This is a genomic window from Pseudomonas sp. PH1b (assembly GCF_000633395.1).
Taxonomy (GTDB): Bacteria; Pseudomonadota; Gammaproteobacteria; order Pseudomonadales; family Pseudomonadaceae; genus Aquipseudomonas.
Genome location: NZ_AYMU01000005.1, coordinates 171,061 through 183,158, shown reverse-complemented (window position 1 = coordinate 183,158; position 12,098 = coordinate 171,061). Strand labels below are relative to the sequence as shown.

The window sequence follows — 12,098 nt, the reverse complement described above, 5'->3', positions numbered from 1 at the left end:
ATCGGCGACTCCGGCAGCCGGGCATCGAGGCCGCCCGGCCAGCGTGATGAAGGTTGAAGGACAGGCCGGCTATTTGAACTGGGCGACGTTTTCCGGGGTGATCAGGCGATAGGGAATCCACACCGCCGCCTCCACCGGTTGCTGCTTGACCATCTTCACCGCGGTCTCCACCGAGCCCTCGGCCTGGCCCTTGGCATCCTGGAACACCGACACCGCCAGTTCGCCGCGCTGCACCGCCCGCAACCCGTCAGGCGTGCCGTCGACCCCGGCGATCAGCACACTGCCCTTGGCCACTCCCGCCTGGTTCAGGGCCATGGCTGCGCCAATGGCCATCTCATCGTTGTTGGCCACCACCGCATTGAACTGGCGGCCCTGGGTCAGCCAGTCGTTGACCAGGGTCATGCCCTTGTCCCGCAGCCAGACCCCGGTCTGCTCCTGGTCGATCTTGATTCCCGGGTACTGGGCCAGCACCTCCTTGACGCCCTTGGTGCGATTGGCCGTGGAGTTGTTCGCCAGGTCGCCAAGGAGAATCACGATGCTGCCCTTGCCGCCCATTTTCTCGGCCAGGTACTGCATCTGCATCTTGCCCGCCTCCAGGTCGTCGGAGGCCACGGTGACCACGCCCTTGGGCAGGTTCAGGTCATCGGGGCGGCGGTTGACGTAGACCAGGGGAATCCCGGCCTTGACTGCCGCCTCGGTGATCTTGCGGGTGGCGGCGGTGTCCACCGGGTTGACCACGATGGCGTCGACCTTCTGGCTGATGAAGCTTTCCACCTGGCTCAGTTGCTTGACCACGTCGCTGCGGGCGTCCTCGAATTGCAGCTGGACTGCGTCGGGCATGGCCTTGGCCTTCTGGTCCATGGACTCGCGCAGGTAGGTCAGCCAGGTGTCGTCGAACTGCGACATGCTCACGCCGATTCTCACCTGGGCCAGCGCCGCGCCGCTGAACAGCATCAGCGCCAGGGCCAGGGAAACCACTCGGGTCTGGATAGTCATCAAGGGTCTTTCTCCATCATTCTTGTTGGTTTTCATGGATGAGCCGCCGCCGCGCCTCAGGCCGGCGAGTACAGGATGGGAGCACCGGGCATGCAGCACAGCAGGGTTCCCCGGTGCTCGACGCACAAGCAACCGAGCATGGACAACCAGCAGGAGGACCAGAGAACGCGAGGCAGCTCGCGAAATGAGAGGGCATGTGCGCGGGACAGCCGTTGCACAACACAGCGAAAGGTTTTCATCGACGGCACCTGTTTGTTCTTGTTGGTTGGTTCTCAAGTCTTCAAGCGCGGCTTGAAGGGCCTGGAAACCTTGATAGTCGGCAACCTGGAAACGACTTTATTGGAAAATAATTTCCATATCAACTCATTTTAGAATTTTATTCTATTTCCTTTTCAGCCTCGCCAAACCCGGCCATTTCCACCACCTGGCGGTGCAACGCACTGCGCCTCGCGGCGTCCAGCACCCGGGTGGTGGCCAGGGCTTCGGCGGCCGTCACCGGCACCTCGCCGCGCCCCTGCAGCGCCTCCAGCAGTTGCCGATAGAAGCACGGCCAGGCGCCGCGCTCGGATGGCACCCGCTGGCGTTCGCTGCCCTGCTCGAACCAGCCCCAGCGCCGATGCTCCTCCACGCCCCAGTGCTCGCCTTCGCTGGCCGGCGACAAACCGGCCAGCAGCGCCTGCTCCTGGCCGTCGAGGCCGTCCACGGTGTAGCAGCCGGCACTGCCGGTGAGGCGAAAACGCGGACCCGGGCTGTTTTGCAGGCCACTGCCCGCCAGGTGTGAAACCACGCCATTGACGTGGCTCAGGGAGACAAAGAAGCCATCGTCCAGGGACGGTTCCGGGCCGCAGTACTGCAGCTCGGCATAAACCCGCGCCACCGGGCCGAACAGCAGCAAGGCCTGGTCCACCAGGTGGCTGCCGAGGTCCCGCAGGAAACCGCCGCCACTGGGGCTGGCGGCCTGCTGCGGCACATAGCGCTCGATGCGTGATTCGAAACGGCTGATGCGCCCCAGGGTGCCGCGCGCAAGCAGCGTGCGCAGGGTCAGAAAATCCGCGTCCCAGCGCCGGTTCATGTACACCGCCAAGGGCACCTGGCGCCGGGCGGCGGCGTCGATCATCCGTCGCGCCTGGTGCGCATCGCTGGCAAAAGGCTTGTCGCTGACCACCGCCACACCGCGCTCGATGGCCTCCAGCACCAGCGCCGGGCGGCCCTCCAACGGCGTGGAAATCACCAGCACATCAACCCCCGCCTGCACCAGTTGCCCAAGGCTGTCGAACGCCATTACCGCGGGGTGATCCTCGGCCAGCAAACGTCGGCGCCCGGGGTCGCGGGTCACCACCCCCACCAGCGTGGCCCCGGCCAGGCTGGCCAGCAGCGGTGCATGAAAAAACCGGCCGCCATGGCCGTATCCCACCAGTCCTATGCGCATGACCTCTCCTTGCAGTGACGGCTGCGCCCATGGCGCCTGGCCTTCCTCGCAATGCCGGGAAGGCAGGCCCGCAAACCGCAGCCCTCGGCCGAGGGACGGCACCTCAACCGTAGAAAGCCGGGCGTTGGGGCAGCTGCACCGGGACAATCGCCCCGCTCTCCTGAGCCTGGATGCAGGCATCGGCGGCCACCGCCGCGGCAAAGCCGTCCCAGGCCGACGGCCCACCCACCTGCCCGGCCTGCACGCTGTCGATAAAGGCCTGCAGCTCGACGTCATAGGCGGCAATGAAGCGGTCTTTCCAGTCCATCAGGATCGCGTTGGACAGCTTGGCCTCGCTGCGCAACTGCACCTGGGACGGCTCCGGCAGGCGGGCAATGCCGCTCTCGCCCACCACTTCACACTGGATGTCGTAGCCGTACTGGCAATTGACGAATATCTCCACGTCGATCCGCGTGCCCCTGGCGGTCTCCAGCAACACGATCTGCGGGTCACGCAACTGGGCGTGGGCCTTGCGGGTCTGGCGCGGGAACAGCACCTGCACCGACACATAGTCGTCGCCCAGCAGCCAGCGCAGCACGTCCAGTTCGTGGATCAGGGTGTCGGTGATGGCCATGCCGGTCTGGTAGTTTTCCCCCACCCGCGGGTTGCGGTGGGCGCAGTGCAGCATCAGCGGCTCACCGATCCGCCCGCTGTCGAGCACCGCCTTGAGTGCCTGGTAGCCGGCGTCGTAAGGCCGCATGAACCCCACCTGCACCAGGCGCCGGCCGTAAGCGATCTCGGCCTCGACGATGCGCCGGCAGCCCTCGGCAGTCACCGCCAGGGGCTTTTCGCAGAACACCGGCTTGCCGGCGGCAATCGCTGCCAGCACGAACTCCTCGTGGCTCGGCCCCCAGGAAGTGACCAGCAGCGCCTGCACCTCCGGCGCCCTGATCAGGGCCTGGCCATCCGGGTAGACCTCGGCGTCGAGCCCGAGCTCGCCCACGACCCTGGCCGCCTGTTGCAAGTTGATGTCGGTCACCGCCACCACCCGACTGCCGCGCAGGGTCTGGCTGCAACGACGGATGTGATCCTGGCCGATGGCCCCGGTACCGATGACGCCTAGCTGCAAAGACATGGACCTACTCCTGTGATGGTGAGTGCCTGCGCGGTCAGTACTGCCGCGCCTTGGCCAATTGCTGGTTGATCCGCTGGGCCGCCGCGGCAACCCGCTCACTGGTGGAAACCTCGGCCACCGCCACGTGCCACCAGGACAGGTAGCCGTGGATCATAGTCTTGGGCAGTACCTTGATGTCGATCAGGGTCGACACCGTCTGGCGCCGGGCATCGGCCAGGGCTTCATGCAATTGCTCGAGGCTGCTGACCTTGTAGGTCTTGCAGCCATAGGCCGCGGCGCTCATGGCGTAGTCCACCGGGATCAGGCCGCCATCGAGCTGGCCGCTGTCCGGGTTGCGGTAGCGAAATTCCGTGGCGAAGCTGTCCTGGCCCTGGCCCAGCTGCAGGTTGTTGATGCAACCGAAGGCCATGTTGTCCAGCAGCACCACATTGATCTTGCGCCGCTCCTGGATCGAGGTGACCAGTTCCGAGTGCAGCATCAGATAGGAACCATCGCCCACCAGGGCATAGACCTCGCGTTCGGGCTCGGCGAGCTTGACCCCCAGGGCCGCGCTGATCTCGTAGCCCATGCACGAGTAGCCGTACTCCACGTGATAGGTGTTGACCCCCTTGCTGTGCCAGCTGCGCTGCAGGTCGCCGGGCAGGCTGCCGGCGGCGGCAACGATCACCGCCTGGTCGCCCAGGGTCTGGTTGAGCACCCCGAGCACCTGGCTCTGGGTCAGGCAGGATCCGGTCAGTTCGATGAACTCGCGCAGCACGGCAGGGTCCAGCGAATCTTCGACTTCCGGGACGAACCCGGCAGCCTGGTACTGCACGCCATGGAGCCGTTCCACCTCCGCTTTCAGCTGCGCCTTGGCCGCCTCGACCTGCCCGCCCCAGGCGGCACCATAACCGCTGCCCGCCAGGCCCTCGGCCAGGGCCTGGAGGCCGCACCGGGCATCCGCCAGCAGTTGCACGCCGTCGAGCTTCAAGGCATCGCCAGGGTTGACGTTGAGGTTGAGAAAGCGCACCTCGGGGTGCTGGAACAACCACTTCGACGAGGTGGTGAAATCGCTGTAGCGGGTGCCGACGCCGATGATCAGGTCCGCTTCCCGGGCCAGCAGGTTGGCCGCCAGGCAACCGGTTTCGCCGATGCCGCCGACATTCAACGGATGGCTGGAGAGCAGCGCGCTCTTGCCGGCCTGGGTCTCGGCCACAGGGATCGCAAAGCGCTCGGCAAAGGCCTGCAGCGCCTGGTTGGCCCCGGCGTACTTGACCCCGCCGCCACAGATCAGCAGCGGCTTGCGCTTGCTCCGCAGCAGCGCCACGGCGTCAGCCAGCATGGCCTCGGTGGGCGGCCGGCGCTCGATGCGATGCACCCGCCGGGCAAAGAAGCTCAAGGGGTAGTCATAGGCTTCGGCCTGCACGTCCTGGGGCAGCGCCAGGGTCACCGCGCCGGTTTCCGCCGGATCGGCGAGCACCCGCATGGCCTGCAGCGCGGCGCTCATCAACTGTTCCGGGCGGTTGATCCGGTCCCAGTACTTGCTCACCGCCTTGAAGGCATCGTTGGTGCTGATGCCCAGGTCATGGAACTGCTCGATCTGCTGCAGCACCGGGTCCGGCTGGCGGCTGGCGAACACGTCCCCGGGCAACAGCAGCAAGGGAATGCGGTTGGCCGTGGCCGTGGCCGCGGCAGTCAGCATATTGGCCGCGCCGGGGCCCACCGAAGCGCTGCAGGCATAGACCTGGCGCCGCAGCCGCTGCTTGGCGAAGCCGATGGCGGCGTGGGCCATGCCCTGCTCGTTGCGCCCCTGATGCACCTGCAGCCCGCCGGGGTCCTGTTGCAGGGCCTGGCCCAGCCCCAGCACGTTGCCATGGCCGAAGATGCAGAAGACCCCGGCGACGAAGCGCTCCTGAATCCCATCCACCTCGAGGTACTGGTTGTCGAGAAATTTCACCAGGGCCTGGGCCATGGTCAATCGAATCGTGCTCATGTCTGTTCCCTGCAAGAAAAACCACGCTAGGCCCGCACCCCGGCACCGCCGGCGCGGGCTCTGATCCTCATGCCCCTGCGGGCCGCCCGGCGCCTGGAATGGCGGCCTTCAGGTGATCGATGCTGGCCTGGAGCGCCTGGCGGAGGTCCGGCAGTTCATGGACGCTGGCAGCAAAAGGCTCGAACGACAGGTAGCCGGCATAGCCGCCCTTGAGCAGCGCGGCGATCTGCTCGGGATTGCCGAGAACGTCTGCCTCGCCCACCAGCACCCGGTGGCTGTCCCGCAGGCCGGCCAGGCTGCTGCCCCGCGTCTCGACGCCGGAGATGTGCACCAGCCCGGTGAGTTCGGCAAACAGCTCGGGCTGCCCCGCCAGCGTGTGGTGGAAGGTATCGTGCACCAAGCGCAGCACATCCAGCCCGCCGCAGGCCTGCATGGCCTCCAGCGCCACACGCTTGGAGCGCAGGGCGCTCTGCTCAAAACCCAGGGGTTCGACCAGGCCGCGCAGGCCATGGCGCCGCAGGACCGGAGCGATCTGCCCCAGGGCCTGACCCAGGCCGGCCGCGCGCTGGGCGTCGGTGCGCCAGTCAGCGGCCTCGTTGAGCGGGCACAGCACCAGCCCCTCGGCGCCGCAGGCCACGGCGTAGGCCGCCAGTTGCAGCAATTGCCGCTGGCGCTCGGGGTTCCACAGGTCGAAGGGGTACAGCGCGTTGATCGACAGCACCCTGATGCCGCGCTCGGCGCACCATTGGCGCACCTGTTCAGGCGCGGTGCCGTCCTCGATCTCCACGCCCTCAAGGTCGTTGCGCAGCTCGACCGCGTCGATCTCCAGGGCAACGGCCAGGTCAAGGAACTCGGGCAGTGACAACTGCGGTGCAACCATTCGGTTCAAGGCAAAACGCAAGGGGTGATGCATGGTCCTGACTCTCCCACGGGGCATTGGCCAAGCAAGGGTTTCAGAGGTCCAGCAGCCAGCTGTGCTGCGGATCGTTATGGAACTGCCAGACCCGCTTCGGCCCGGCCATGACATTCAGGTAATAGGACTCGTAGCCATAAGGCACGCTGACCGGGTGGTAGCCCTTGGGCACCACCACCAGGTCGTGGTGCTCCACCGCCATGGCCTGGTCGATGCTGCGATCGTCGGTGTAGACCCGCTGGAACACGAAGCCCTGGGGCGGGTGGACCTGGTGGTAGTAGGTTTCCTCGAGAAAGCTCTGGCGCGGCCAGTCATCGGTGTCGTGCTTGTGCGGCGGGTAGCTGGAGGAGTGCCCCGACGGCGTGCGCACCTCCACCACCAGCAGCGAATGGGCCGGCTCGCTGTCCGGCAGGATGTCGCAGACATAGCGGGTGTTGGCGCCCCGGCCGCGCACGCTGCGCTTGCACTGTTCCGGGCGGATCAACCGTGGCCCCAGGCCGGCCTCGCGGGAGCCGGGGGCAGCGCAGACGGCGATCTGCACCTCGCTCAGGGCGCTGACCTGCACCTGAGTATCCGGCGGCAAGTAGGCGGCGAACGGCGACAGCTCCTCGAACACCGAATGGCGCTCGCCGAGATTGTCCCACTGAAACCGGCCCTGCCCCGGCGTCTCGCCGTGGATATCCACCCGCCCGCTGAGCAACACCAGGCACAACTCGCGGTCACCGGCACTCAGCGCCAAGCGCTCGCCAAGGCTCAGGCGGTAGGCGGCGAACCCCACGTAGTGCAACGCGCCGTCCGTGAGCTGGACCAGGGTCCGGCCGGTGGCGGTCGCCTTCTGCAACAGGCTCATTGGCCAGCCCTCCCTGGCCGGGCGCGGTCGAGCAAGGCGCGCAGCGTGTCGTAGCCCTTCTGGGCATAGACCTGGCTGGGAGCGACTGCCGGATCCTGCTCGGCCTCCACCACCAGCCAGCCTTGATAACCGGCGTCCAGCAGCACTTCCAGCAAGGCCGCGAAGTCGATATCGCCGTCGCCGGGCACGGTGAAGGTGCCGTTGATGATGCAATCGGGAAAGCTCCAGAGGTTATTGCGTGCCAGTTGCACCACCGCCTTGCGCACGTCCTTGAAGTGCACATGGCAGACCCGGTCGATGTGCCGGCGCAGCACTGCCAGGGGGTCACCGCCGCCCATGTAGCAGTGGCCCGAATCGAACAGCAGACCGACCTCGGGGCCGGTGCGCCGCATCAGCTGGTCGATGTCGGCGGCGGATTCGACATAGGCGCCCATGTGGTGGTGATAGGCCAGGCGCACCCCCTGGGACAGGGTGAAACGCGCAAGCTCGGTGAGCTTGTCGGCGTAGTCCTGCCAGGCCTGTTCGGAATGAAAGCGCGGGCGCTCCACCAGGGCAATGGGCTGGCCCTGGATCGAATCGGCGACCTCGCCGTAGACCAGCACCGTGGCGCCGTTGTGTGCCAGCAGTTGCACATGGGCGGCGATGGCATCGATCTCCTGCGCCACCGAACGCCTGGCCAGGCGGCTGGAATACCAGCCCGACACCAGGGCCAGGCCGTAGGGCCGCAGCACATCGGCCACGCCCTGGGCGTCCCGGGGGAACTTGCCGTTGAGCTCAAAGCCTTCGTAGCCGATGGCCTGGCCCTCGGCCAGCGCCGTCTCCAGGGGTGTTTCCCCACCCAGGAACGGCAAGTCGTCGTTGCTCCAGGAGATCGGGTTGATGCCAATTCGAATCGCGGGCATGGCTGCACCTTTTATTGTTGTTCAGATAACGCTTGAAGATCCCCCACCACCCGCGCGAGGCCCTGGTGGCAAGGGAGCTGGCTCGCGCCAGATCACATGGCGGCGGCGCAAAATGCCGACCGGCCCCTTTCAGCTACTGCGCGGGGCCTGCCGAGGAGTGCTGCGCACTCCAGCGGGAGCAAGCTCCCTGGCCACGGTTCCAGCTGTGCCTTGCTTTGTTTGGATCCGGGCAGACGCCCTTCTATGGCCCCCGGTGCTTGCCCTGTGCCCTGGGGTTGGGTCGCTGCGGGCGATCACGGCGCCTGCCGCGCACTGCGCCAGGCAGCGATCAACTGCACAAAGGTGCCCTGCACCCGGGCGATCAGCGCCTGGTCGTCGATCTCCCCGGCAAGCCAGGCCCGGCTGGGTTCCTGGAAGATCGTGCGGCCCACGGCAAACCCCCGGCAAGTGCGACTCTGGGCCGCCTGGCGAAAGCTTTCGGCCAGGGTCGCAGGTGGCGCATTGAGCCCCAGCAGCACCACGCCCCGGCAATAGGGGTCGCGCTCCTGGATCAACTGGTCCAGGCGTTGCCACTGCTCGGCGCTCTGGCCCTCGATCTTCCACCAGGCCGGGTAGATGCCCAGGTTGTACAGGCGCTTGATGGCCCGGTACAGCTCCTCCGGGTGGGCACCGGGCAGGTCCCTGGGCGGGATGATTTCCAGCAGCAGCTCATGGCCGCCGGCCTGGGACGCCTGGTACAGGCCCTTGATCTGCGCTTCCTGTTCCAGGCGCAGCAGGGGCTCGTCGTCGGGGTGGTACTGCACCAGGCACTTGATGATCTGCTCCTGGGGCCAGGTGATCAGGTTGCTGCCGATCGAGCGCCCGTGTTCGAACGCCAGGGGGCGCGAGCCTTGCACCTCCACCGGGCGCGCGACCCACCAGCCACGGCCGGTGGCGGCGTTCAGCGCATCCTGGGCAAAGCGCTGGTCGGCCAGCAGGCCAACGTCGGCCTCGATGCCCTGGCGGCGCAGGTCGCCTTCAACCCGTTGCACGGCCTCGATGAACAGTTGCTTGAGCTGGCCGATGGCCTTGAGTTCGCGGCCGCTCTGCTGGGCCAGTTCCACCAGCTGTCCGCGGTGGTCGAAGGCGAAGATGAACAGTGGCCGCCAGGCCTTGCGCGGCACGCTGACCTGATGCAGGCGCTGCAGCACCGGGTCCTGGTCCGGGCGGGTAATGGGCACCGGGCTGGCGAACAGGTATTGCAGCTCCGCCGGGGTCGGCATGGCCGGGGCACAGGCATGGCGCGACACCACCAGGCCGCCACAGGCATTGGCCAGCTGGCAGCAGCGCTCATCGTCGGCCCCTTGCAGCCAGCCACTGAGAAAACCGGACATGAAGGCATCGCCGGCCCCCAGCACATTGAGCACTTCCACTTGCACCCCGGGGTAGAGCCTGGCGTCTTCCAGGCGCTGTGGAATCGCGCCACGGATCACCATGCAACCCTGGGGGCCAAGCTTGAGCACCAGGGTCGCGGCCGTCAGCTCGCGGACCCGGCGCAAGGCCGGCAGCAACTGCTGATGGCCGCCGGCGATGAGAAATTCCTCTTCAGTGCCGACGATCAGCTCAAAGCGCGGCAGGATGCCCTGCACATGCTGGCTGACCTGCTGATCGGCGACAAACCGGGTCTGCCCATCGGCCTTGCCCGCCAGGCCCCAGAGCACCGGGCGATAGTCGATGTCCAGGACCCGCAACACAGCATGGCGCTCGGCATGCTCCAGGGCCTGGACGCTGGCCCGATACACGCCGTCGGCGGAGAAATGGGTGCCGGTGATCAGCAGCGCCTTGCTCGAAGCGATAAAGGCTTCGTCGATGTCCTCGGCGGCCAGGGCCATGTCGGCGCAGTTCTCGCGGTAGAACACCAGGGGAAAGGTTTCGCGGTCCTTGAGGCCCAGCAGCACCAGGGCGGTGAGGCGCTCGGGGTCGACCTTGACTGCACTGACATCGCAGCCCTCGCGCTGCAGCGATTCCAGCAGGAAGCGCCCCATGTGATCGTCGCCGACCCGGCTCAGCATTGCCGACTTCAGGCCCAGCCGCGCGGTGCCGAAGGCGATGTTGGCGGACGAGCCGCCGAGGTACTTGGCGAAGCTGCCGACATCCTCCAGCCGGGCCCCCACCTGCTGGGCATAAAGGTCGACGCCCAGGCGTCCAAGGCAGATCAGATCCAATTGACGCCCACTGGCAAAACGAGTCTGGCCCATGCTGGCTCCTGTTATTTTTATCAGCCGCTGCCCACCGCCCTTGTCGGCGCCGCAGGCCCTCTAGGTGGATGCAGACTAGAACGTCTGTCGGCCTCAATCAATATTTATTCCATAAATTTTTTACTTGGAATATTTTTTCTATTAAACTTTTTTGCAGCGCCCAGGGGTGCGGCGTGCATCGTTTCAGCAAGGCGCCGGAGCCGCGCTCTTCGAAGATTTTCCCGGCAGCGACCCTGTAGACTGCGCCCAGCCACCCCATTGCCAGGGGGCGACGCCCGCGGTCGCCGCCTCAGCACCCGTCAGAAGGATTCCTTATGTCCAGCACCGATCAGCCGGCCTTGTCCGAGAGCACGCCACAGAGCGACCTCGCCAGCCCCCCGATCAATGCCGAGCGCCTGCTGCAGTTGATTACCCGGGAATACGAAGGCCTGCCCCGCCAGCTCAAGCGCATCGCCAGCTACATGAGCCAGCAGAGCGACCGGATCATGGTCGACCGGATCAGCGACATTGCCCGGGAATGCGAAGTGCACCCCTCGGCCATCGTGCGTTTCTCCCAGCGTTTCGGCTTCAGCGGCTTCAGTGAAATGCAGGCGCTGTTTCGCGAGGCCTACACCCACAAGGCGACGCCGGTACAGAACTACCAGCAGCGCATCCGCAGCATGATCGCCAACAAGTCGCAGAAGGCCAGCGGCGGCGACCTGGCCCGGGAATGCATCAGCGCCACCCTTTCCGGTATCGAGCGCCTGGGCCTGGAGCTGGACGACGCGACCTTCGACAAGGCCGTGGAGCTGGTGGTCAACGCCGACAACATCTACGTGGTGGGGGTGCGCCGTTCCTTCGCCGTGGCCGACTACCTGGTGTACAACCTGCAGCACACCAACAAGCGCATTCACTTGGTGTCGGGCCTGGGCGGCAGCTACCGGGAACAGATGCGCAGCATCCGCCCCAACGACCTGGTGATCGCCATCAGCTTCACCCCCTATGCCAAGGAAACCCAGCACTGCCTGCGCATCGCCCAGCACAACCAGGCCAAGACCCTGATCATCACCGACAGCACGCTCTCGCCCCTGGCCAAGCGGGCCAACGCAGCGCTGCTGGTCAATGAAGGCAGCTCCTTCGCCTTTCGTTCACTGAGCGCCACCCTGTGCCTGTGCCAGGCGCTGTTCATCGCCGTGGCCTACCGCCTGGAACTGAAGATGGACGAGATACACGAACAGGGCGGCTTCGACGACTAGCCCGACGCCGATCCATGGCTGCGGGCCAGCAGGGCACCCGGGCTGCCGCCCCCGGATAGCACCAGTGCGTTTTGGTCCTGACCCATGGCCCACCTCCCGCGCCGCGTCCGGCGCTGCAGACGCTCAGCCTAGCCGCCTGCCAGCAACCGACGGGGCGCTTGCGGTGGCCCTACTCGTAGATCTTGCCGCAGTACAGGAACACCGCGAAACGCTGCCAGGGCGAGGCCTCCACCAGCCCCTGGGTGGCACCGATGCCAGTGGCCTCGGCCCAGGCGTGGGCGCCGTCGAGAAAGTCTTCGATGGAGTGGTTCTGCCAACTGTCGGCCTCGCCGGCCTGGACAGTGCGCTGCGCCTGGCGGCGGTCGGCAATCAGTGCCTGGACGAAGTCGAGGAAGCTCTGTTCGTCATGCACTTGCTGCAACCGTTGTTCAAGGTCCATGGGGCTCTCCG

The 12,098-nt window shown here is 66.3% G+C and carries 10 protein-coding genes; 1 reads left to right on the top strand and 9 read right to left on the bottom strand.

Going from position 1 to position 12,098, the window contains the following annotated elements; all coding sequences use genetic code 11:
* Window positions 1-69: 69 nt before the first annotated feature.
* The 8 genes from U873_RS0110195 to iolC all read right to left on the bottom strand — a co-directional run bounded on the left by U873_RS0110195 (window position 70) and on the right by iolC (window position 10,413).
* Window positions 70-996, bottom strand: a complete 927-nt coding sequence (locus U873_RS0110195) for a sugar ABC transporter substrate-binding protein (protein ID WP_025128159.1) — start codon at window positions 994-996, stop codon at window positions 70-72.
* 376 nt (window positions 997-1,372) lie between these two features.
* Window positions 1,373-2,425 carry a Gfo/Idh/MocA family oxidoreductase gene (locus tag U873_RS0110185; protein WP_025128157.1) on the bottom strand — a complete coding sequence of 351 codons (1,053 nt, stop codon included), beginning with the start codon at window positions 2,423-2,425 and terminating at the stop codon, window positions 1,373-1,375.
* Between the two features lie 103 nt (window positions 2,426-2,528).
* On the bottom strand, window positions 2,529-3,539 hold the full coding sequence (locus U873_RS0110180) for a Gfo/Idh/MocA family protein (protein ID WP_025128156.1): 1,011 nt from the start codon (window positions 3,537-3,539) through the stop codon (window positions 2,529-2,531).
* A gap of 34 nt (window positions 3,540-3,573) precedes the next feature.
* On the bottom strand, window positions 3,574-5,511 hold the full coding sequence (gene iolD, locus U873_RS0110175; RefSeq protein WP_025128155.1) for a 3D-(3,5/4)-trihydroxycyclohexane-1,2-dione acylhydrolase (decyclizing): 1,938 nt from the start codon (window positions 5,509-5,511) through the stop codon (window positions 3,574-3,576).
* 67 nt (window positions 5,512-5,578) lie between these two features.
* Window positions 5,579-6,424: a TIM barrel protein gene (locus U873_RS0110170; RefSeq protein ID WP_025128154.1), complete on the bottom strand. Its 846-nt coding sequence runs from the start codon at window positions 6,422-6,424 to the stop codon at window positions 5,579-5,581.
* 40 nt (window positions 6,425-6,464) lie between these two features.
* Window positions 6,465-7,274, bottom strand: a complete 810-nt coding sequence (iolB, locus tag U873_RS0110165) for a 5-deoxy-glucuronate isomerase (protein ID WP_025128153.1) — start codon at window positions 7,272-7,274, stop codon at window positions 6,465-6,467.
* Entirely contained in the window at window positions 7,271-8,176 is a 906-nt protein-coding gene (iolE, locus tag U873_RS0110160; RefSeq protein WP_025128152.1) for a myo-inosose-2 dehydratase, read from the bottom strand. Before iolE ends, iolB begins: the two co-directional genes overlap by 4 nt.
* 293 nt (window positions 8,177-8,469) lie before the next feature.
* Window positions 8,470-10,413 (bottom strand): 5-dehydro-2-deoxygluconokinase, encoded by a 1,944-nt coding sequence (gene iolC / locus U873_RS0110155; protein WP_025128151.1) that lies wholly within the window; start codon window positions 10,411-10,413, stop codon window positions 8,470-8,472.
* Between the two features lie 314 nt (window positions 10,414-10,727).
* Between iolC and U873_RS0110150 the strand changes: the two genes are divergently transcribed.
* Window positions 10,728-11,648, top strand: coding sequence for a MurR/RpiR family transcriptional regulator (locus U873_RS0110150; protein WP_025128150.1), 921 nt, complete (start codon window positions 10,728-10,730; stop codon window positions 11,646-11,648).
* A 169-nt stretch (window positions 11,649-11,817) separates the two neighbouring features.
* On the opposite strand, the gene U873_RS0110140 is transcribed toward U873_RS0110150, so the two are convergent.
* Window positions 11,818-12,087, bottom strand: a complete 270-nt coding sequence (locus U873_RS0110140) for a hypothetical protein (protein WP_025128149.1) — start codon at window positions 12,085-12,087, stop codon at window positions 11,818-11,820.
* Window positions 12,088-12,098: the final 11 nt, after the last annotated feature.